This window comes from Brevibacillus sp. AG162 (genome assembly GCF_006715575.1).
In the GTDB taxonomy this organism is placed as follows: Bacteria; Bacillota; Bacilli; order Brevibacillales; family Brevibacillaceae; genus Brevibacillus; species Brevibacillus brevis.
The window spans coordinates 282,069-304,432 of record NZ_VFNO01000002.1 but is presented as its reverse complement, the minus strand read 5'-3'; the positions used below and the strand labels follow the sequence as shown (position 1 = coordinate 304,432).

General features: G+C 48.5%; 21 protein-coding genes and 1 pseudogene. 14 read left to right on the top strand and 8 right to left on the bottom strand.

What is annotated here, in order from left to right:
- Positions 1–34: 34 nt before the first annotated feature.
- The 6 genes from FB479_RS06280 to FB479_RS06255 are packed head-to-tail and all read left to right on the top strand — an operon-like array spanning position 35 to position 7,423.
- A complete protein-coding gene (locus FB479_RS06280; RefSeq protein ID WP_142063389.1) occupies positions 35–2,110 on the top strand; it encodes a sigma-54 interaction domain-containing protein in 2,076 nt (691 codons plus the stop codon).
- On the top strand, positions 2,107–3,540 hold the full coding sequence (gene pepV / locus FB479_RS06275; RefSeq protein ID WP_142063386.1) for a dipeptidase PepV: 1,434 nt from the start codon (positions 2,107–2,109) through the stop codon (positions 3,538–3,540). The genes FB479_RS06280 and pepV overlap by 4 nt, the downstream gene beginning before the upstream one ends.
- A gap of 15 nt (positions 3,541–3,555) precedes the next feature.
- Positions 3,556–4,488, top strand: a complete 933-nt coding sequence (locus FB479_RS06270) for an ABC transporter permease (RefSeq protein WP_142063383.1) — start codon at positions 3,556–3,558, stop codon at positions 4,486–4,488.
- A gap of 9 nt (positions 4,489–4,497) precedes the next feature.
- Positions 4,498–5,433 carry an ABC transporter permease gene (locus FB479_RS06265; protein WP_185746348.1) on the top strand — a complete coding sequence of 312 codons (936 nt, stop codon included), beginning with the start codon at positions 4,498–4,500 and terminating at the stop codon, positions 5,431–5,433.
- 20 nt (positions 5,434–5,453) lie between these two features.
- Positions 5,454–6,476 (top strand): ABC transporter ATP-binding protein, encoded by a 1,023-nt coding sequence (locus FB479_RS06260; RefSeq protein WP_115984406.1) that lies wholly within the window; start codon positions 5,454–5,456, stop codon positions 6,474–6,476.
- On the top strand, positions 6,473–7,423 hold the full coding sequence (locus tag FB479_RS06255; RefSeq protein ID WP_142063377.1) for an ABC transporter ATP-binding protein: 951 nt from the start codon (positions 6,473–6,475) through the stop codon (positions 7,421–7,423). Before FB479_RS06260 ends, FB479_RS06255 begins: the two co-directional genes overlap by 4 nt.
- A gap of 51 nt (positions 7,424–7,474) precedes the next feature.
- Here FB479_RS06255 and FB479_RS06250 read toward each other — a convergent pair whose 3' ends face one another.
- Together FB479_RS06250 and FB479_RS06245 are read right to left on the bottom strand one after the other, a co-directional pair.
- A complete protein-coding gene (locus tag FB479_RS06250) occupies positions 7,475–7,852 on the bottom strand; it encodes a DUF3899 domain-containing protein (protein WP_142063374.1) in 378 nt (125 codons plus the stop codon).
- 18 nt (positions 7,853–7,870) lie between these two features.
- A complete protein-coding gene (locus FB479_RS06245; protein WP_142063370.1) occupies positions 7,871–8,740 on the bottom strand; it encodes a LysR family transcriptional regulator in 870 nt (289 codons plus the stop codon).
- Between the two features lie 127 nt (positions 8,741–8,867).
- Between FB479_RS06245 and FB479_RS06240 the strand changes: the two genes are divergently transcribed.
- From FB479_RS06240 to FB479_RS30415, 5 genes are all read left to right on the top strand, one after another.
- Positions 8,868–9,764: a PhzF family phenazine biosynthesis protein gene (locus FB479_RS06240; protein WP_142063367.1), complete on the top strand. Its 897-nt coding sequence runs from the start codon at positions 8,868–8,870 to the stop codon at positions 9,762–9,764.
- 610 nt (positions 9,765–10,374) lie between these two features.
- A complete protein-coding gene (locus FB479_RS06235; RefSeq protein WP_142063364.1) occupies positions 10,375–10,908 on the top strand; it encodes a TlpA family protein disulfide reductase in 534 nt (177 codons plus the stop codon).
- Positions 10,905–12,689: an ABC transporter ATP-binding protein gene (locus tag FB479_RS06230; RefSeq protein WP_142063361.1), complete on the top strand. Its 1,785-nt coding sequence runs from the start codon at positions 10,905–10,907 to the stop codon at positions 12,687–12,689. The genes FB479_RS06235 and FB479_RS06230 overlap by 4 nt, the downstream gene beginning before the upstream one ends.
- Before the next feature lie 15 nt (positions 12,690–12,704).
- Entirely contained in the window at positions 12,705–13,265 is a 561-nt protein-coding gene (locus FB479_RS06225; RefSeq protein WP_142063358.1) for a MauE/DoxX family redox-associated membrane protein, read from the top strand.
- 2 nt (positions 13,266–13,267) lie between these two features.
- Positions 13,268–13,429, top strand: coding sequence for a hypothetical protein (locus FB479_RS30415; protein ID WP_164724411.1), 162 nt, complete (start codon positions 13,268–13,270; stop codon positions 13,427–13,429).
- Positions 13,430–13,702: 273 nt separating this feature from the next.
- Here the strand turns inward: FB479_RS30415 and FB479_RS06220 are convergent.
- From FB479_RS06220 to FB479_RS06205, 4 genes and pseudogenes are all read right to left on the bottom strand, one after another.
- A pseudogene (locus FB479_RS06220) lies at positions 13,703–13,941 on the bottom strand (GNAT family N-acetyltransferase); the annotation flags it as partial.
- Between the two features lie 139 nt (positions 13,942–14,080).
- Positions 14,081–15,022 (bottom strand): DUF4179 domain-containing protein, encoded by a 942-nt coding sequence (locus FB479_RS06215; protein ID WP_255438294.1) that lies wholly within the window; start codon positions 15,020–15,022, stop codon positions 14,081–14,083.
- Entirely contained in the window at positions 15,006–15,524 is a 519-nt protein-coding gene (locus FB479_RS06210; RefSeq protein ID WP_142063352.1) for a sigma-70 family RNA polymerase sigma factor, read from the bottom strand. Before FB479_RS06210 ends, FB479_RS06215 begins: the two co-directional genes overlap by 17 nt.
- Positions 15,525–15,627: 103 nt before the next feature.
- Entirely contained in the window at positions 15,628–16,377 is a 750-nt protein-coding gene (locus FB479_RS06205; RefSeq protein ID WP_142063349.1) for a Gmad2 immunoglobulin-like domain-containing protein, read from the bottom strand.
- A gap of 241 nt (positions 16,378–16,618) precedes the next feature.
- Between FB479_RS06205 and FB479_RS06200 the strand changes: the two genes are divergently transcribed.
- Positions 16,619–17,725 carry a peptidylprolyl isomerase gene (locus FB479_RS06200; protein ID WP_106655821.1) on the top strand — a complete coding sequence of 369 codons (1,107 nt, stop codon included), beginning with the start codon at positions 16,619–16,621 and terminating at the stop codon, positions 17,723–17,725.
- Between the two features lie 79 nt (positions 17,726–17,804).
- Here FB479_RS06200 and FB479_RS06195 read toward each other — a convergent pair whose 3' ends face one another.
- Positions 17,805–18,839: a superoxide dismutase gene (locus tag FB479_RS06195; RefSeq protein WP_142063346.1), complete on the bottom strand. Its 1,035-nt coding sequence runs from the start codon at positions 18,837–18,839 to the stop codon at positions 17,805–17,807.
- Positions 18,840–19,009: 170 nt separating this feature from the next.
- On the opposite strand from FB479_RS06195, the gene racE reads away from it, so the two are divergent.
- Together racE and FB479_RS06185 are read left to right on the top strand one after the other, a co-directional pair.
- Positions 19,010–19,822 carry a glutamate racemase gene (racE, locus tag FB479_RS06190; RefSeq protein WP_106655823.1) on the top strand — a complete coding sequence of 271 codons (813 nt, stop codon included), beginning with the start codon at positions 19,010–19,012 and terminating at the stop codon, positions 19,820–19,822.
- 96 nt (positions 19,823–19,918) lie between these two features.
- Complete coding sequence (locus FB479_RS06185; RefSeq protein ID WP_106655824.1) at positions 19,919–20,971, top strand: GerMN domain-containing protein; 1,053 nt, start codon at positions 19,919–19,921, stop codon at positions 20,969–20,971.
- A 19-nt stretch (positions 20,972–20,990) separates the two neighbouring features.
- Here the strand turns inward: FB479_RS06185 and FB479_RS06180 are convergent, their stop codons facing one another.
- A complete protein-coding gene (locus tag FB479_RS06180; protein ID WP_142063343.1) occupies positions 20,991–22,238 on the bottom strand; it encodes an MFS transporter in 1,248 nt (415 codons plus the stop codon).
- Positions 22,239–22,364 lie beyond the last annotated feature (126 nt).

Genomic DNA, 22,364 nt, shown 5'->3' with positions numbered 1-22,364 from the left:
TCTTGTCTTCACCCTACATCTTGGAGCGGCTGATATGGACAAAAAATCGATCATATTTATTGCGAGAATGGATGAGTTTCTACAGTCTGTCGTTAGTCAATATCATGAATTGGGAATCGGCGATGATATCCATGTCGAGGCGATGCGAGTCGACCAGCTTCCGCTACGCCCGATCACGCCCGGTGCTCTCGTCATTGTATCCACCAAAAGCATCGTCCCACTTGTACAACCGTATGTGCCAAAAGAATCCAGTATCATCATTGCCAAGCGAATGCTGCCGTATCATAATTTGCGCGGCATGCTGGAAATCCCGAAAGGCGTGAAAGTGCTTCTCGTCAGTGACACCAAGGAGACTGCTGAAGAAAATGTGGAATTGCTGCGTGCCTCTGGGATGGATTTTGAACTGTATCCCTACTATCCAGGTGCGGACTATCCGCCTGACATCGAGATTGCTGTAACGCCAGGAGAGGCAGAGCATGTCCCCCCGCATATTCGCAAAGTTGTCGATATCGGGTATCGGATCATCGATTTATCTACGTGGCTTGCCATCTATTCTCATTTTAAAAACGGCAATTTCCAAAAGGTGACCGCACGCGCCATGCAATCGTTGGTCGATATCACCAAAGAGCTGAACAACGAGATTCAGCATGCGCATCTGTTGAGCAAATATTTGGAGGCCATCGTCAATCGGATCGAGGACGCGGTGATTGCCATGGATGAAAAAGAAAACATCCGTTTTGTCAATCAGAAAGCAATCGATACGTTGCAGATGGAAGGGAATGAAGTCGTCGGTGAGCGGGCGTCCAATTGCTTGCCGTCGAATTTTTATCAGTTGATCCGGCAGTGTGAAGAGAACAAGGATGTTTTGGTAGATTGGGCGAACAAAACCTACTTTTTCCGCAAAATGCACATCGTCATGGAAGGGAGCTTTCTCGGGAGTCTGCTCTTGTTTCGCCAGGCGGCAGAAATTGAAAAGCTGGAGCATGATTATCGCATGCGCCTTTACAGCAAAGGATTGGTAGCCAAATACCAATTTGATGATTTCTATGGGGAGAGTGCGCCTGTACAAAAAGTGATTCAGATTGCCCGCAAAATCGCAAGAAGCAACTCCACTGTGCTGTTGTTGGGAGAAACAGGGACAGGGAAGGAATTGCTCGCCCAGGCTATCCACAATGCTTCGCCACGCAGAAGAGAGCCGTTTGTCGGGGTCAACTTCGCTGCCATATCGGAATCACTTTTGGAAAGCGAGCTGTTCGGCTATGAAGAAGGGGCTTTTACCGGAGCTCGTAAAGGTGGCCATATCGGCTGGTTCGAATTGGCCCACAAAGGGACCATTTTTCTTGATGAGATCGGAGATGCCAGCACGGCTATTCAAAACCGACTGCTGCGTGTATTGCAAGAACGCCAGATTATGCGCGTAGGCGGCAGCAAGATCATCCCGACAGATATTCGCGTCATCGCAGCAACGAATCAAGACTTGCAGCGGATGATTGCGGAAGGGGCCTTCCGTGCTGATTTGTATTATCGCCTGAATATCCTGCCGATTCATTTGCCGCCGCTGCGAAACAGACGGGAGGACATCCCGTGGTTGACTCATCAATTTATAAAGAAATATTCCTATGATTTGCGCCGCCCGCCGTTTACGTTGACCAATGAAGCGATGCGGGCGCTCCATGAGTACGACTGGCCTGGAAATATTCGCGAGCTCGAAAATGTGATCGAGTATTTAGCACACGTCGTGGAGGATGAAGCGTATCCATATCATTTGCCGTTTCTGCGGGAAATACCGGAAGCGCCGTTGCCCGTAGATAGCCTGAACAACGAATGTGAAATCATCATTACCGAATATAAAAAACGAGGATTTCTGGATGAAATCACGGCTATTTTGCAGGAGCTTGGCCAAGGTGGCGGTGGACGCTATACGCTACTTGCGCAGTTGCAAGACAGAGGCCACTCGATTACCTTGCAACAGCTGCGCTATCGCCTGAAGCTTTTGCAGCAGGATGAGCTGATTCAAGTGGGAAAAGGAAGACAAGGAAGTCAGATTTCCTCGAAAGGTGAATCGTTTCTTGCCTATCTACAACGGATGAAAGCAGGGGAACGCATATGAGCGATTACTGGAGGCAGCAAGCGCTTCTGCAAAGAGAGCAGTACCTGGATGATTTGAAATCCTTTCTTTCCATTAACAGCATCGAAGACATGACGACGGCAAAAGAAGGAAAGCCATTTGGCGAAGGTGTTGCCGCGGCGCTTGAAGCCATGCTCGCACGCGGTGAGCTGGATGGCTTCCAGACCAAAAACCTGGATGGCTACGCAGGGACAATCGAGCTTGGCGACGGGGAGGAAGAGGTCGGTGTCCTCGTTCATATCGATGTCGTCACTGTGGGAGAAGGTTGGACGACTCCGCCTTTTGAACCGAGCATTCGCGACGGTCGCATCTATGCGCGGGGAGCCATTGACGACAAAGGACCTGCCATGGCTGCGTACTATGCGCTGAAACTGGTCAAGGATTCAGGCTTGCCACTGAAAAAACGTGTGCGAATGATCATCGGAACGGATGAAGAGAGCGGCTGGCTGTGCATGAAGCATTTTGCCCGGCATGATTGCATCCCGCCGATTGGGTTTTCACCGGATTCCTCCTTTCCAATGACATATGCCGAGAAGGGACAGATCAACCCGACATTGACGATTCCAGCCATGGAGCCGCCCGAGCAAAACGGAGCATGGCAACTGGCGTCTTTTGTTTCCGGTGATCAAGGCAACAGTGTTCCCGAAAAAGCAGTCGCTCTTGTAAGACTGGACTCTCAGGCACGGCAGGAGGTCGTCCTTTCTCGATTGGCAGAAGAGTGGGAAATGTTTCTGAATGAAAATCACACAACTGGTCGTATGGAACTGGTAGGGCTGGGGCAATTGCAATTCACGCTCGCAGGAAAGCCAGCTCATGGGATGGCGCCATTCCAAGGTGTGAATGCGGGAACCTTGTTGGCCACTTTTTTGCGCCCTTACCCGTTTGGTGGCTCCTGCTCATCCTTCCTTGCGATGTTGTCTGATGTCCTGCATGAAGACTATTTTGGTCACCATCTACACATGGCTTGCGAGGATGAAGTGTCAGGCAAGCTGACGGTCAACGCGGGGATTTTGCGTTACGATTCCAGCGAGGGGGGGACAGTTCGGCTTAATATACGCTATCCGGCTACCGTTTTTTGTGAAGAATACGTTGAGAAATTGAAGAAAAGGACAGTAGAGCTGGGCTGGACGATTTCCGCTTTGCGGACATCCAAGTCGCATTATGTACCCAAAGATCACCCTGTGATCCAAACTTTGTCGCGGGTGTATGAGGAGCACACGGGAGAGCCAGCGACCCTTCTTTCTTCAGGAGGAGCTACCTACGCCAAAATCATGCCGTATGGTGTTGCTTTCGGCCCGCTCTTTCCAGGCAAGGAATCCATGGCCCATCTGGCAGATGAATATGCCGAGATTGACGACCTGCTGCGTGCCATGGCGATATATGCGCATGCCATTTACGAGCTGGCTAAGTAAACGAGGAGGACTTCCATGTCAAACTATCTGGTAAAACGTATTTTGATGATGTTCGTCACTCTGTGGATTATCGTGACGCTGACGTTTGCCTTGATGCATGCCATTCCGGGGAACCCGTTTGCCTCCGAGTCGGATCAGCTGCCAGAGCAAATTCTCAATAATTTGCGTGCCAAATACAACCTGGACGAGCCGTTGCCTGTTCAATACGTTTTATATCTGAAAAATCTGTTAATGCTCGACTTGGGCCCATCCATCAAATCAGACTCTCGTGGAGTCAATGACATGATTTCCGATGGCTTTGCTGCATCTGCCTGGTTGGGTGCGCAAGCGATCGGGATCGCACTCCTTTTCGGAATTTCATTGGGCATCATCGCAGCGCTCAATCGCAACAAATGGCTGGACTACATTGCCATGGCGCTTGCCGTATTGGGTGTAGCGATCCCGAGCTTCATTATGGCACCGCTTCTGATCAATTTTTTTGCGATCAAGCTGCCGCTCTTTCCCGTTGCGACATGGGGTACATGGCTGCATACGATACTGCCTTCACTGGCGCTCGCCTTTGGTCCGGTTGCGGTCATTACCCGCTACATGCGTGCCAGCATGATTGAAGTCATGAACCAGAACTACATTCGAACAGCAGAGGCAAAGGGGATTCCTATGTTTATCATCGTCGTCAGACATGGAATTCGCAATGCGATTCTGCCTGTGGTCACCTTTCTCGGACCTTTGATTGCCAGTTTGATAACGGGAACCTTTGTCGTGGAGAAAATCTTTGCGATTCCCGGCATTGGCAAGTATTTCGTAGACGGCATTTTCAACCGTGACTATCCGGTCATTTTGGGTACGACGATTTTTTACAGTGCGATTCTGATTTTTACCATTTTCCTGATTGATATCGCATACACCCTGATTGACCCGAGGATCAAGCTGACCAACAAGGAGAGATAAACTGTGGCGATGGAGCACAAAGTGGACCCGTTATTTCGCCCGTTGGCGAAAAATACGCAGGCGAATGTCATTGCACGACCGAGTCTCAGCAATGGGCAGCAGGTCATTCGGAAGCTGCTGAAAAACAAGCTGGCAATGCTCGGCCTTTTCATTATTCTCGCCCTGATTGGAATGGCGATCATTGGACCGAATCTTGTGCCGTATAGTTATTCCGACCAGAGTTTGCTGACCAAAAACCAGGAAATCTCCGCAGAGCATTGGTTCGGTACGGATGAGCTGGGACGTGACATGTTTGCCCGTACGTGGTATGGGGCGAGGATTTCGTTGACGATTGGTATTGTCGCGGCATTCATCGACCTGGTCATCGGAGTGACAGTCGGGGGAATTGCAGGCTATATGGCGGGACGAGGCAAACGAGGGGATCGCATCGATACGATCATCATGCGTATTATCGAGATTTTGTATGGGCTGCCGTATTTGCTGGTTGTCATTTTGCTCATGGTTGTGATGGAGCCGGGAATGTTGACGATTATTATTGCCCTGTCTGCTACGGGGTGGGTCGGCATGGCGCGGCTGGTACGCGGACAAATCCTGCAATTGAAAAATCAAGAGTTCATTCTGGCTGCCCAAGTATTGGGAGCGAAGTTTTCACGAATTTTGCTCAAGCATCTGATTCCCAACACATTTGGCGTCATTATCGTCAATTTGACCTTTACGATTCCATCGGCAATTTTTGCGGAATCTTTTCTCAGCTTTCTTGGACTCGGTGTACAAGCTCCAGTCGCCAGCTGGGGGACGATGACAAACGATGGCTTGGGCGTTATTTTGACGGGCGATTGGTGGCGACTGTTTTTCCCAGCATTGATGATCTCGCTAACGATGTTCGCCTTCAACGTATTCGGCGACGGTTTGCAGGATGCGCTTGATCCGCGTCTACGCGATTAGAGACGACAGGGGGAATGAGGATGAATCAGCATTTGCTGGCAATCGATAACTTGCGAGTGAATTTCAAAACGTATGGTGGCGAGGTTCAAGCCGTACGGGGAGTGTCCTTTTACGTGGACAAAGGGGAGACGGTTGCCATCGTAGGCGAGAGTGGATGTGGCAAGAGCGTTACGGCTCAAGCGATCATGGGATTAATCCCTAATCCACCTGGAAAAATCGTCGGGGGAAAGGTTGTTTTTGAAGGAGCCCAAATCAGTCACCTGCCCAAAAAAGAGCTGCTGGGTATTCGCGGAACGCAGATCGGCATGGTGTTTCAAGACCCGATGACAGCGCTCAATCCAACGATGAAGGTAGGGACTCAAATCGTAGAGGGGTTCGTTCGCAGTCACCAAGTATCGAGAGAGGAAGCGCGAAAGAGAGCGATCGAGATGCTTTCACTCGTAGGAATTCCCGATCCGGAAAAGCGAATCGATCAGTATCCGCACCAATTCAGCGGAGGGATGCGTCAGCGTGTGGTCATTGCGATTGCTCTTGCTTGCCAACCCAAGCTGGTGATTGCTGATGAGCCGACGACAGCATTGGATGTGACGATTCAGGCGCAGATTTTGGATTTGCTTAAGCGACTGCAAGAGGAACAGGAGTTGTCGGTCGTGATTATTACGCATGATTTGGGTGTAGTGGCCGAGATTGCTCATCGCATGGTTGTCATGTATGCGGGGATGGTGGTAGAGACTGGGACGGTGGAGGACGTTTTTGCAAATCCGCGTCATCCGTATACATGGGGACTGATGCGCTCCCTCCCTCGTCTGGATGAAGGCGAAAAGCAACGGCTGATACCCATCGAAGGCAGCCCGCCAGATTTGTTCAATCCGCCAGTCGGCTGTCCGTTTGCTGCCCGCTGTGATTTTGCGATGGAGATATGCGAACAGCAGATGCCCGTGACGAGTGAATTCGGTCGTGGACATCAGGCTGCTTGCTGGCTCCACGATCCACGGGCACCGCGAATAGAGGAGCTGGTGGCAGCAGGGAGGCAGGGAGTATGACAGAAGCTTTGCTTGATGTTCGCGATTTGAAGAAGTATTTTTCGCTTGGAACGGAATTTGATTTGAAAGCAGTCGATGGTGTTTCGTTTACGATCAACAAAGGGGAGACGTTCGGGCTGGTCGGAGAAAGTGGCTGCGGGAAGTCTACGCTAGGCCGGACGATTATTCGGCTGTATGACCATACAGATGGCGAAGTGTTGTTCAAAGGGAAGAATGTTCATCAGCTTCGGGGAAAAGATGCGGGGCAGTTCAATCGGGATGCCCAGATGATTTTCCAGGACCCGCAAGCAAGTCTGAACCCGCGTATGACCGTGGAGGATATCATTGCAGAGGGCTTGGACATTCACCATTTGAGTCGCGGAATGAGACGAGAGCGTGTGGCGGAGCTGCTCCATCTAGTGGGCTTGCATAAGGATCATGCGCAGCGTTTTCCGCATGAATTCAGTGGGGGACAGCGCCAACGGATCGGAATCGCGCGGGCGTTGGCAGTGGAGCCGGAATTTATCATTGCCGATGAGCCGATCTCCGCACTCGACGTCTCGATTCAAGCCCAGGTCGTCAATTTATTGGAGGATTTGCAGCATGATCGCGGATTGACCTATTTGTTCATCGCGCATGATCTGTCCATGGTCAAACATATTTCCAATCGGATTGGCGTCATGTATTTGGGTAAGATGGTCGAGCTTGCATCGAGCCATGAACTGTACGCTCATCCGTTGCACCCCTATACGCAGGCTTTGCTCTCTTCTGTGCCAGTGCCTGACCCGACGGTGAAGCGAGAGCGTATCGTTTTGCAGGGAGATTTGCCGAGTCCAGCCAACAAGCCCAGTGGCTGCGGTTTTCGCACACGCTGCCCACTCGTACAACCTCGTTGTGCGGAAGAAGTGCCGAAGTGGCAGGAAGCACAACTCGGACATTGGGTGGCTTGTCATTTGATAGAGTCGTAAGAGAGGAAGAAGGGCTGTTCCCAATCGGTGGGACAGCCCTTCTTTGTGAGATTATAAATAGTAGAACCAGGTAAGAACAATCGAGAAGACAATCAGTCCCGTGCCTGACGTGAGAAAAAGCGAGGTTCCGATCCGCAAGAACGACTCCTTCTTTTCCTCGAAAGCAGGGTCGTTTGCTTGAACAATGTCACTGTCCATCATACGTGGCTTGCGAAAGAACATCCCTTTCAGCTGCTTGAATCCACGCAGAAAAATAGTGAAAAATCCAGAGCGTGTCACGACGGCAATACTCCCAATGATCAACAGGAAAAGACCGATTAAAAAGCTCTGGTTAATCAATGGCACCAACGTACCGGCTTGAATGGTAATTCCTAAAATCACACTGCTGATCACACAGAGAGCAAGTAGGAGAATGAGCCATTTTTTCAACGAAGAAGCACGTCCTTTTTATAGTGTGGGTGCAATGCGCTCTGCTTCCCGCAAAAATGCTTGTACGGCAGGTGGGGCTTCTCGAAGCGAGCGTACAGCCAAGCCGATTTGCCGAGAGAGAGGCGGCGTGATTTCGATGACAGCGACATCAGGTAGTTGCGATGGTAGAGTCAGCGAAGGAACGACGGTCACCCCAACACCGCTTTCTACCATGGCCAGTATCGTTGTATTATCGGCGATTTCATAGGAAACATTTGGTGTAAGCCCAGCCTTGGCAAACTCCGCGCCAATCAACAAGTGACAACCCGCCATGGGCATGAGAAATGATTCGCGGGCTAATTGCTCCAAGGTGAGAGAGCGCTCCTTTGCCAGAGGATGATTGGCTGGCACGACAGCAAGCAGGGCGTCTGTCGTCAGCAGGATTCCTTCTAGCTCGTCATCGGGCCACACATGAAAACCGACATCGACAACCCCTGAGCGAACCCATTCTTTTATTTCTTGATAGCTTCCTTCATATAGTTTTGTTTGCATATGCGGATAGTGACTCTGAATCGACTTCAGCAATTTTGGCAGGAGCTGAGCGGTTACGCTGGGAAAAGAAGCGATCCGGAGCGTCGCCTCCGATAGCCCGCCTGATTCGGCAGCCACCTGTTTAATCAGCCAGATGTTTTCCAATATGGTCCGAGCAGAGGCGACGATTTTTTCGCCTGCTGTGGTCAGCTTAACTCCGCTGCGATTGCGGGTGAACAAGGAAATGCCGAGCTCTTTCTCCAGTGCGCCGATCGTATGACTCACTCCCGATTGGCTCAATCCGATTTGTTCTCCAGCTCGTGTGAAGTTACCAGCGTTCGTGACAGCCACAAGGACTTCCATTTGAAACAAAGTCATGGAGCTCCTCCTTTCATGAAGTTTTTATCATGGTTGGTATGCGAAAGCTTCATTTTACAGCGCGGTTGCAGCAATTTAAGATGAAAAGCAAGAGAAGCATTCGTTTCACAAAAGGAGAGAAGTAACGATGAATCATGTGAGTGTATACCATGTGGATGCCTTTACGAGAGAGCCATTTGCAGGCAATCCCGCAGGAGTCATCCCGGAAGCAGGTACTTTGACTTTACAACAAATGCAGAAAATTGCCAATGAGTTGAATCTTCCTGAGTCTGCCTTTTTGATGCCGTCCGACCATCCCGAAGCAGATTTTCGTATTCGCTACTTTTCTCCTTCGGTTGAGATTGATTTCTGCGGCCATGCGACAGTGGGTTCTGCTTGGCTATTGGCAACAGAACGCGGATGGTTGGAAAAGGGTAGCCGTATCGTGTTTGAGACAAACGTCGGTTTGATTCCTGTTCAATTGATAATGGAGGAAGGGCAGTTACAGCGAGTGGAAATGACCCAAATCAAGCCTTCTGTGAACGAGATTGATTTAGACAGAGAAGAGGTAGCGAGGCTGGTTGGCATAACACCGGCTGATTTGGACGATCGCTATCCGATGAAGCTTGCTTCCACTGGCAATAGGCATCTACTCGTTCCAGTCCGCACCCGACAGGCGATCGATGCAGCGCAGCCATTGCTCTCAACGCTCGCAGAAATGAACAGGGAGCATGGCATCACCACAACCCATTTGTTTACGTGGGATGCTCCGGAAGGCTATGACTTGTATACGAGGGATTTTGCGCCTGCGATCGGAATTGCGGAAGATCCCGTAACAGGTGCTGCAAACGGGGCATTGGCAGGCTATCTGGCGTTGGAAGAGTTGCTGCCTGCTGGAAAAGTGACTCAACTCGTCGTAGGGCAAGGGCATGCGATTGATCGGCCAGGAAAGCTGTATGTAACGGTCGATCGCTCTGGTGAAGAGCCTGTTATTCGCGTAGCAGGTGAGGCGCATTTGACGATTGCCGGGCAGATGAGGGGATAAATCACGATAGATAGAAAAGAAAACGTTCCTTACAGAAGTGTGGGGGCTTTCATTAAGCGGAACACAAAAAAATGAGTATGACTATGTAGCTGGTTTTTCGACTATCAGCTTTGAGGGTGTGACCTCTTGTCTATTAGAAGTTTCTGTTTACAAGCCTAACGAAAATGACTTTATTAAAACCAATGATGGAATGAATGTAAGATTAACGAAAAGCTGGGGAGAGTCTTTGGATTATGAAGAATATCGATATCATCTAGGTGGAGCATTAGACTGGCCAAGTGGCTATTGTCAACTAGGTATTAACGCAACTGGAAAAGTGAGAGTGTCTTTTGAAACAAATGATTGTGTATGATCTGTCGACTATGCAAAGAACCCAGAAAAATATACGTACAAACAGGAATAGCGATTATGTATGCAAAAAAGAGTTATACCTCAAGCGAGTAGTAAAATACTTGTTTGGGGTTTCTTTTTCTTTACCAAAATTTTTCTACCAGCAGACTTATTTGAAACATAAAACAATGACAAAAATAGAATATTATGGTATTTTCTCTGTAAAAATATGTTACGCCTCTCGTATTATCTCGAGTCGCACGGAAGGAGATCGATAGATTTGCTCATAGCCATAAACATGATCTTTCTGCTTATCTTTGCCTACGTATTCACAAAACTTATCACCCTTTTAAAACAAACCCAGAGACAGGTCAATCACTTCCACCCCTTCATCCCGGAAACAGGACCAGCAATCGGCACCAAACTGCAATCACTGCCTTTCCTTACGTTAAACGGTCAAGAGCAACAACTAAATAATCTCCCTCGCCCACTCATCGTAAACTTCACCCATACAGGCTGCGGGCACTGTGCCAATCATGTGCACGAACTATTGTCCGAGGGAAGGGTACTCACAGATGCATCCGTTATCATCTCGACAGAATCCGAACAGATATCGACTTCCCAATGGCTGCAAGAAAACAACATATCCGGTATCCCTGTCTTGATCGGCAACGAACCCATGCTGGAAGCATACAAGATCAATCATTTCCCCAGCGTTTTTGTGATCGATGAGCAGGACGTCATTCGTGCCAAGCCAATAACCGCCGTGGAAACCAAAAAGAAGCTGTTGGCACTAGCAGGTGAGGCAGTATGACGCGTTCCTATTTTACAAAAACAGTCCGATTGATTTGGGCACATGGCAAGTTATGGCTCATTTGTTCCATTGCCCTCAGAATTATCCTGGCATTTTCCCCGTTGGCTACGATCTGGATTATGAAAGAAATGGTGAACGAGGTTACGGCCATTGCACTGGATCAGACGGATGATTATCAGCCATTGCTTTGGCTGCTCGCAGGATTGTTTTCCGTGACGCTGGTCACCAACGCTTTGGAAACGGTCTTGCGTATTCTCGATGCCCATACGGAGCAACGACTGGAATATCATTTGGAGCATATGGTAGCAAAGAAAGCAGCATCTGTTCCGCTCTCCTATTTCGATGATCCGGAATTTTACAATCATCACCACCGCATCCGGGCAGAGGCAATGGGGGAACGCTTTCTGGACCCTGTGGAAAGGGTATTGGATCTGGGGAAAAATCTGATTACTCTGATTTCCTACGCGGTGTTTTTGCTTAGCATTCACTGGGGATTAGCTGTGATGAGCTTGCTGGCCGTGATCCCGCTGTTAATTGTCCAAATCAAATTTGGTATGTCGGAATACTTTCTCGCAAGGCTGCAGACGCCAGAGATTCGCGAAGCCTCCTACATCAGCTCGATCCTGAATGAGCGCGACAGCTCCAAAGAGGTCCGACTGTTTCAGCTCAAGGACTTTTTGCTAGGCAGATGGTCTCGCCTGTATTTGAAAAATATGAAAGAAGTACTTCGTCTACTCCACCGCAGGGAAAAAGCATTGATTCTCTCAGGGATATTTACCTCCTCGATGTATATTGGCTGCTTAGGCTTGGTCGTATCGCTGCTTCGTGCGAGCGCCCTGAAGGTAGGGGATTTTGTAGCCATTGCCCAAGCGGTACAGAATACACAGCAGCTCCTTTCATTAATGACCTTTAACCTCGCACATATCGTCAACAGATGCTTGTACATCGCTGATCTGTTTGACTTTCTGGAATACGAGGATAAGACGATTCCGCAGCTCACTGGCAAAGCGGAGTTTCCCAATAAGCTGCAGTCTGGTATTACGTTTGATCGGGTTTCGTTTTGCTATCCCAAAATGGAGCGCAATGTGATCAATGAAGTTTCCTTTACAATCAAGCCGGGGGAGCGTATTGCGATTGTTGGCGATAATGGCTCTGGAAAAACGACGCTCGTCAAATGCTTAATGGGGCTTTATCCGATCCATTCCGGGAATATTTTGTTCGACAATCAGTCGATTCATGAGCTCGATATTTCCGACCTGCAACGAAATATCACGGTCATTTTCCAAGACTTCATTCGGTACAATTTCACTGCTGGAGAGAACATCACCATTGGAAGAGTAACTCAGGAGATCAATCCCGCACAGATGAGGCAAGTAGCGGTTGAAACCGGTGCAGATACCTTTATTCGCAAACTCCCCAGCGGATACGATACGATTTTGGGTCGGACGCTGCAGGATGGCGAAGACCTTTCAGGCGGACAGTGGCAAAAGATCGCGTTGGCTCGGGCTTTGTACAGAAGAGGAGAGATTTTTATTCTGGACGAGCCTACGGCGGCACTTGATCCGCAGGCAGAGCTGGAAGTATTTCAGCAGTTTGATGCTCTCACACAGAACAAAACGGCGATTTTTATTTCCCATCGGATGGCTGCGGCACGAATGGCGGATCGGATTTTTGTCATGAAGCAAGGTCAGCTGATCGAAGTGGGGCATCATGATGAGCTAATGGATGCCAACGGAGAATATTCGCGCATGTACCGCATGCAGGCGAAATGGTTTGCGTAATGAAGGAGGGGTGTCATGGAAGAGCTTGGTTTGCTGTTTCGGCTGGTTCTCGCCTTTTTATTTCTCAGCACGTTTGTCTCAAAAATAAGCGATACTAGCACGCATTTGTCCATTGTGCGAGCCTACCAGATCATACCTTATTCGTGGTCAAAAAGCTTTACGTATTTGGATCTGGGGTTGCAAGCCACCGTAGCGATTTTCTTGCTACTTGGTTTTTTTACAACGCTGGGACTGTCTCTGGCGATTTTGTTGCTAGGGGCTTACACACTTGCAATCAGTATCAATCTAGCAAGAGGCAGAAAGAAGATTTCATGCGGATGCGGCGGAATGGCGGGAAACCATTTTTTATCATGGAAGCTTGTTTTGCGTAACCTCGTATTCATCAGTCTTGCCGTTTATGTGGGGCAATGGAGCGGGGGCTGGGCGAGTGTTGACCATTATCTAGAGTCTGGCAGTTTCGAAATCGCCAATTGGGTAATCGCTATCTTCTTTTCGAGTGTGTGCATCTCACTGCTCATGGCTATTAGTGGAGAAATCAGTACGTTCAAACATATTTTGCGAAAAAGGCAGGGATGAACATGTCTACAGGTTGGATGATTGGGTTCGGAGTATTATGGGTGACGGTCATCGCGATTTTGGTCGTCTTGTTTCAAGTATTAAAGGTACTCGGGACGTTCATTAACAAAATGGAAGCAGCAGAAGAGAATAGTAGAAGAAGCGACAAAAATATTACTTCTTGAAATTTCAGAAAACACTTTCAATTTCTATATAAGTATTGTATTATATTCCTGTAAATACATTTTATGGAAAGATTGAGGTGATAGACATGTTCAAAAAATTACTCCAAAAACTCGGAGCAAGTGCGTTTGCAGGATGCCAAAAAGGATGCGTAAGAAATGGCCCTTTGTGTGAATGCCCTTGGTAGTTTTTCAGGCAAATAAGTAGAGCAAGACTGTCTCGCAAGTAGAGAATTCTACTACAGGAGACAGTCTTGTTTTTTGAAAAATGAAAAATTAACGTTGTAATTCTAAATGAAGCAAAGGAAATGGCCTTCCCGAACCATCCAGTTCAGATCGTCCTGTTTGCACAAATCCATATCGTTTGTAGAAAGCGCGTTGACATCTACTTTCAGATTAGGGCCATACTTGCGTTCCGCATGTTTAAGTAATCTGCTGCCAATCCCTTTTCCGTGGTATTCAGGAGCAACGAACAGCATTTCGATTTTCGTTCCATCAAGCCAATAAAGCCCGATTCAAACTAAAAAACAGAAAAGAGCGCTCTTGAGAGCTTATTATATAGAGTCTGTAGGAACTTTCCTATCATGTTCACAGCTTTTCTATACTCCCAGAATAATCTGACGATTGATCGCGAGGGGAAGGGGGAGGGGAACCCTACCTCGCCACAATCTCCTCAGGTACCTCCAAATACTCTCTCTTCTCCACAAACAACGGCTCTACCAGCCCAAACTCATCCTTCAACTGCTTCATTTTCTCCTGAGCCTCCGCTTCCGTCCGATAATACCCGGCCTCGACAAAGTATCCACCTTGCTTGTCCTTCAAAACCCGCATAGTGTCCGCGACCAAGAGAGATTCCTCCATAGCCCCGAGCGTCTCTCCGTACGGCACAGAAGCAGTGCGCACCGAGTACACAGGCCGCTGCTTTTCTGGCGACACTTCTTTTGGAGAAATCGTAATCACAACCTGCGCCGGTTCCTTATACTCCTTCACCTCATAAGCAATCGCTTCCTTAAAAGCCACATGAAATCGCACGAGAGAATCGTCCAACGAAATGATCTCATATGCATCTTTGATATACCGGCTTTGCTTCAATGTCTCGAAATCTTTGACAGCCGAAAATCTTCTCGCACCACCAACAGCAAACGACATCGTATCCGGATATTCCGTAAAACTCACGTGGAAGGAGCTGGCGTTCTGCTGTACCTCATTATCCTGGGTAAAGTTCAAGATGATGTTTTCACGGTCTCCTTGCTTCTGTATCGTAATGAAGCTAACATCTACGGCATCCTGAGGAGTACCGCCGCCTGCACTGCCTTTATTGAATTGCAAAATTTTCACCAGCTTGCCCAGACCAGGAACGTTTTCCAAAGTACTTGCAAAGGCGGGCATCGTGTTTACGCTGACCGTAAAAAGAACAAAGACAGCGGCTGCGCTTACGCCAGCGTGCTTTAACCAACGAATTCTTGCTTTCGCACGTTTGCGATGAAGCTTCCCACGTTCGATGGCTTGCTCGGTGACTGTCGCCAACTCTTCGGGAATTTCAATATCGTGATAGGCTTGTCTGTAATCGTCCAGCTTTTTATCCAAGAGATTCACGCTCCCCAATGTTCACTTTCAATTTCTCCAGTCCACGGTAAATGATCGACTTTACGGAACTGAGGGGTATGTCTAGCACATCGGCAATGTCCTTGATGGGCATGTCTTCGAAATATCTCAGCATAATAACCGTTCTGGATTTTTCATCGAGTTGGTCCAAGGCATCATGCAAGTCGATGGCATCTTCCCGCGATTTCTGCTCGTAGCTGACTTCATGTTCTTTATCCATATAAACGACTTTTTTTGCTTTGCGTATGTGATCCAAGGAGCAGTTGACGGCGATTTTGGTCAGCCATGTTTGAAAATATTGCGGCTGCTTCAATTTGTGTACGGAGATAAAGGCACGGTATACGGTCTCCTGCACAATTTCCAACGCGTCTTCCTTGTTTCGTACATAAGTAAAAGCCATGCGATATATTTTTTCTCTACTCTCTTGGATCAGAAGAGTAAAGCTGTCTTCATCACCGGAAATGGCTCTTTGCGCCAGTTCAGTTTGATTCACGATGCTGCACACCCTCCTTACCGAATATGTTAGGTTCTTCCTTTCTTTTCGAAAATAATCCCGCAGCGCTAGAGACACTGCGGGAGCGTAGATCCTTCTATCCTTACTTCAATGGAAGCACCATTTTATTCTTCATTTCGCCGCTTTCTTGATCGATTTCAAACAGCTCCAGCGTCAAAGGTTGGTTGCTAGCTAGTTTGCTAGTTGGGATGGAGATTTTTTGCGTGAAGGCTCCCCATTCTGGACCGCCCTTCGATGCTGTACCAAAGCCTTCTGCTACAATTTTACCGTTTTGCTTCACAGCATATTGATAGGTACCTTCGAAAACGTTAGCTTCGCCGGATACGGTATACACGACAGACGGTGCCGCAAGCTTCAGGTTACGAAATACTTTGTTGTTTGTTACTTGTTCGGAGCTATCTAATGGAATAGAAAGCTTGTTGATGACTTCGCCGTTCTCTTGGTTAATTTCAAAGATCTCGAGTATCAATGGCTCGTTTTCGATCAGCTCGCTTGCTGGAATCGTAATCGTTTGCGCAAAAGTTCCCCATTCCGGGCCACCTTTTGAAGCTGTGCCGTATCCTTTTGCCACAACATGCTTTCCTTGCTTGACGGCGTATTGGTACGTTCCTTCAAAAACACTTGCTTCTCCTTTTAAGGTGTACAGGAGAGCAGGCTCCGCTCGTTTGATATTACGGAACATATTCTGCTTGGCTGCTTCGTTTGCTTTTGTTTCTTGCTGCGTGGTTACTGGGGGAGGAGTTTGGTTAGCCCAAGTAGTGCTGAGAGCTCCGGCAAAAACAGAGCAAGTCAAAATAGAAGCAGCAAATACAGTAAACGTTTTTTTATTCATGGTGTGTCTCTCCCTTATATGGCATATGGCCGTAATGATTGATTGTTTTTTGTTGTATCTTCATGAAGTTTACATGGGTTAGACGGGGGAGGGACGCAAAAAGACGCAAGAGATTTTATGGGAAGAAATGAGATTAACTCGCTTGATTTGGCGGAATTTTTAAAATATTTTAGGCATCGATTCAAAGATTAAGATATACTGTTTTTATGGAACAATCTTCTAATTAGTGGGGGCGGAAAGAATGAAAAAACTCGTTTCTCTGGCAGTCGTTGCAAGTATTGCGATCCCGTTACTGAGTCCGACTTTTGTCCAACATGCTGCTGCAAACGCTATTCATGATTATCGTAACGAAGTTCAGGTCAACCAGTTCCGTCCACATGGGGGAGATAAGCAGGAAGTGAATGATTTCATCGCGTCCTTGGTGAAGCAGCGGTCCAATCCTGCTGAGGTAGCAAAGTTGGTAGCAGATGACTCCTTGACGAATTTTGCGATGAAAACCTACGTGGAAGGATTGGCGCAATACAAAAACATTAAGGTGATCGAAGCAAAAGTAGACAAGCTGTACACCGTCACGAAGGAGGACGCTTACAATAACTACCGCGCGATTGTGAAATTCAAATACGTGGGGTATACCGCAGATAACAAAGCCATTGAAAAAACGGATTATCTTGGCTTGGCCAGACTCGGGACGGATCCGGTGAACTGGAAGGCGTGGGGCGTCCTTTGGCAGGACTCTGGCATCGATGTGTCAGATGTAAAGCTGATTCAGCTGGAGAAGCCGCGCAAAGGGGAAGAAATATGCGTGATCACGACTGATGCCGGTGTGATCAAGCTGAGACTGTTCCCAAGCAAAGCTCCAAAAGCAGTGGAAAACTTTAAAACACTCGCGAAAAAAGGGCAGTACAACAATATGATTTTTCACCGTGTGATCAACGATTTCATGATTCAAGCGGGAGATTTGAAAGGGCCGGATGGCAAGGAGCTGCCGAGTATTTACGGCGAGTCGTTTGAGGACGAGTTTAGCCGGGATCTGTTCAACTTCAGAGGAGCGCTCAGTATGGGGAACGCTGGACCAAATACGAACAGCACCCATTTCTACATTGTACAAAGCCCCAAGGTAGATCAGGAGTACCTCGATTTGTCAGCGCTGCCGTTGAACGCAGAAGCGAAGTATAAAGAAATTGGCGGACGAGCTTACCTCGACAATCGCCACACTGTTTTTGGTCATGTTTTTGCCGGGATGGAAGTCGTAGACAAGATCGCTGCCCAGAAAACAGATGAGAATGCGAAGCCCATCCAAAATCCGATCAAGGTGCAAAAGATCGAATTTGTCCCGTATAACGAATAAGTTTTGCCAGCAAAAACACCCCTCTCATTCCTGCCATTTGGGATGACGAGGGGGTTTGTCACTGAAGGGAGGGTACAAGTCAATACGGCTCCCAGCGAAGTTTTCGTGCTTTCTCGTATCGCTCTTCCACATAGGGCCAGTTGACGATATTCCACCAGTTCTCTACATACTTGTCTCGCTGGGTTTGATACCCCAGGAAATAGGCATGCTCCCATACGTCTAGAGCCAGTAGCGGAATCACATCCCATTGTGACAGGTTCTGGTGCTTTTCGGCTGTAAGAATCTCCAGATGATGTGCTCGCGGAGACCAAACGAGGATCGCCCACCCAGGACCTTCTACCTTTTCTGCCGCCTGGCTAAATTGTCTCCTAAAAGCGTCATACGAACCGAAATACCGATTGATTGCCGCTGCGAGATCACCAGAGGGCGTGCCACCCCCAGTTGGACTCATGGCTGGCCAAAAGATAGTATGCAAGTAATGACCGGCCCCATTAAAGGCTAGCTCGCGTTCCCAATGGCGTATGAGATCGAAATTGCCACTTTCTCGAGCTTCTGCTAGTTTCCGCTCTGCTGTATTGAGATCGTCTACATACTTTTGGTGGAGTTTGTTGTGATGGATTTGCATGGTAGCTTCATCGATGTACGGCTCCAAAGCGTTGTAGGCATAAGGGAGTGGGGGGAGTGTATGTCGGCCGGCAGGCACAGGGCGTGCCGCACGGACTGGCTCACGTGCACCGGAATAGGAAATGGGTGCTGGTACTACAACAGGTACTTGCACTTCTTCCGCCACGGCTGGCTGTACATTCATTGATTCCTGAGCAGATTCCCTCATTTCTTGTTCCATATGCTCATCTTCACTCAACTGAGCCAGTCGTAAAAAGTGATGGAATTGCTCCTGCACCTGTTCTGCGCGAGTAATGAGAGTAGGGAGCTCATCGCCTGCCTGTGTGGAATCGAGCTTCGATGCTTGCCTTCCGATCAGCGTAAACGTTTCCTCGAATTTGTGCAGATGTCGTTCGAGTTCTCGGTTGAGGGTCTTATGTCTTCGCAAATGCTCGATCCATTGTCGGCCCCATTGGCTCCAGTCCAGCAAATTCTTGGCTTCTTCTACCAAAAGATTCTCCTCCTCGTGGGCACATCATCTCTCCTCACATTATGAAAGGCGCCTAGAGAAGGTGCGACATTTGCGGAGTACAAGAAATTTCATCTCCGCATATGGTAGTAGCACAAATGTTTGAGTGGTATGCTGTACTATATTCATTTCAACAGGGGAGACACATTAGCATGAGTAGAGAACGAGCGATTGCCGTTATTGATTCAGGAGTGGGAGGATTAACTGTTGCGAAGGAAGTCATGCGTCAGCTACCCGAAGAACGGATTGTTTATGTAGGCGATAATGCCCGTTGTCCGTATGGCTCCAAATCGCCGGAAGAGATTCGTGCCTACAGCTTTCAAATGATCGATTATGTAATGCGTACACCGTTAAAAGCATTGGTGATCGCATGTAATACTGCGACTGCCGTCGTGCTGGAGGAAGCGATGGAGGATTTGCCACTGCCCGTCATCGGGGTGATCGAACCAGGGGCGCGTGCAGCTGTTCAAGTGACGAAGAACGGAAGGATCGGTGTCATCGGGACGGAAACGACCATTCGCACCAAAGCGTATGAACGCGCACTTTTGCGGATTCAACCCGATCTGTACGTCGCAGGCATGGCTTGTCCCGCATTTGTGCCACTGGTGGAGAGCCACATGGCGAACTCGGAGGAAGCAAGAAGAGTCGTAAAAGAAACGCTCGCCCCGTTCTTGCACGAAGATTTGGACACGTTAATTTTGGGTTGTACACACTATCCATTGCTAGCACCAGTCATTTCGGAAGTGATGGGAGATCGAGTTCGCTTGATCAACTCCGCAGAGGAGACAGCGCGAGAATTGTCCTTGCAAATTGCAACGGACGCCGAAAGCAAGCAAATAGAGCGCCCGGAACATCTGTTTGTGACGAGTGGGGACGCCCACACATTCCGGACCATTGCAGAAGAGTGGCTGGATTGCAAAGTAAACGTCCAGCACAACTCATTGGAAAAATCCGTCCAGCCCTGATGGAAGACCTTGTCTGGCGAGACAAACTTTCAACGCATAAACCCAAGCCTAGCTCGTATACATGGTAGTACAAAGTGTGTGGAGGAGGCTGGGGAAATGAAGATAAGGCACATCGGGAAAATGACGGCCGTGCTGGGGGTTAGCGCAGTGCTTTTGTCGGGCTGCGGTCTCTTTGGCCCGGAAAAGGAAACGATTAGTATTGATGCACCGCCACAGTCAGAGGTATCTGTTGATTTACCAAATGGCACGCCATCCCCGGATGCTGCAAAAGAAGGCGCACAACCAGTTGTTCAGGAGACTGGAGAGAGAATGGTGTACTTGCAGGATGCTAACGGATATATCGTTCCTGTCTCGATGACTCTTCCAAAATCAGAAGGTCCTGCCAAACAAGTATTGAGCTACATGGTAAAAGGTGGTCCGGTAGAGAGCATGCTCCAAGGTGGCTTCTCCGCTGTCTTGCCGAAAGGGACAGAAGTAAAAGGACTTGTCATCAAAAACGGCGTTGCTACTGTCGATTTTTCCAAAGACTTCAAAACGTATGAGGAGAAAGACGAGAAGAAAATTGTCGATGCTGTCACTCGGGCGCTGACGGAATTTAGCAGTGTCAAGACTGTGCAAATTTGGGTAAACGGAACGCCGTTGACGGAAATGCCAGCAGCCAAAACACCGATCACGCTATTAGATCGGAATCAAGGAGTCAATCTCGAACTGGGCGATGGGGCGGTACCAGGGGATACCTCCAGCGTAACGGTTTATTTCCAAGGACAGCTGGATGATACACGTACGTATTATGTCCCAGTCACTCGTCTGGTTCCTGAAACGGCTGACATCGCCAAGGCAACTGTCGAAGAGTTGATCAAAGGACCGAAACAAGGATCACAGCTCTTTAGTTCCTTGCTGCGTACGACACGTGTTCTGAATGTGAAGCAGGAAAAAGATTTGGTGACAGTCAATTTGAGCAGTGACATCCTCAAGTATGACGATGGCAAGGAAGCGAGCCCAGAAGCCCTGCAATCGCTCGTCTTGTCATTGACAGAGACGACAGGAGCCAAGCAAGTGCAGCTGCTGGTAGAAGGAAAACCGCTAGCCAGTGGCGAGTTCACCAAGCCAGTGAGCCGTCCAGTTCAACTCAATCCCATACAGATGTAAGGAGAGAGCCACGCCCGTATTAACGAGCGTGGTTTTTGTTCGGCAATTGTTCGTTGTCACTAGCCTGTACGGTTCTCCAAATAACAAGCCCGAGCACAAGCGAAGGGACCGTGACAAAAAGACCTGCCACAAAGCCGACTATGCGTGGGTCGGCCATCGTCAGAATCCAGCCGCCAAGGAGCATGGACAGACCGATCAGGATGTTTGAGATCGTCGCATCCAAGGCAAATACTCTGCCATGGTAGCTGGGGTTGACATGCCGCATGATCAACGTATTCACGCTCGCGTTCCCCATTCCTCCCGCCACGGTGGATAGCGAAAAGAACAGTGCCGCTACATAAATCGTGGGTGAAAAGCTGGTTAAAAGAAGTGCAAAGCCTTCCAAAGCGAAGCTGCTGGCAGCCACTTCGTTAAAGTATCGTTGAAAGCGCTGAGCGAGCATTCCCCCGATAATGAAACCAAGTCCGATCGCACCGTACAACAGACCAATTCCCCATTCACCAGCAGTAAACACTTGATAGGCATAGACACTGATCAGGACATTGATAATTCCCCCGCCGATTGGCCACACGGCTTTCAGCAACAGGATGGCGTACACAATCGGTGTGGATGTGATGGCGCGAATCACCTCTCCATACGAAGAGGCTTTGGCAGCCTGCCGCAGCTGCACGTTATTGACAGAATCGTCTGCCGAGGCGTGGACCTTCAGTCTAGTCAAAAATAGAGCGGAGGCGAAAAAGGAGAGGGCATTGAAAAGAAAAGCGAGATTACTTCCCCACAGTGCAATAAAAATACCGCCGATCAACGAACCGATGGCCATTACGATTCCAAAGATACTTTGATCAAGTGCGTTCGCAGTCGCCAATTCCTCAGGGGCAACGATTTGGGGGAGCAGGGACATTCGTGCCGGATTGTAAAGCGACGAAAAGGCAACCAACAAAAACGTTCCTGCATAGACGATCCACAAATCTGATTTTTCTGATACGAACAAAAACGAGAGAGCAACGAAGCCGCGAACGAGATCACAGGCGACCATCACTTTTTTTCGATCAAAACGGTCAGCCATCAGCCCCCCCAGCGGACCAAAAATCAAGTGAGGCAGCGTACGTAGTGCGAGGGTAATGCCTACAGCGATAGCTGTTCCCGTTATTTCGAGCAGTAGAGCGAGCACAGCAACACTGTTAAACCAATCGCCGATTCCGCTTAAGAAATTGGCGGTTAAAAGACGCTGCAAATTCGGCTTTTTTAAAAGAAATAGGAAGCTCATAAATAAATTCACCTACCATCAAATTAACCAAATATCTAATTAGATAATATTCGAATCAGACAATGACCGCAAGATTTTTTTATAAAAGAGGAAGTGACAAGAATATTTGCAATAAACGTAAATAGG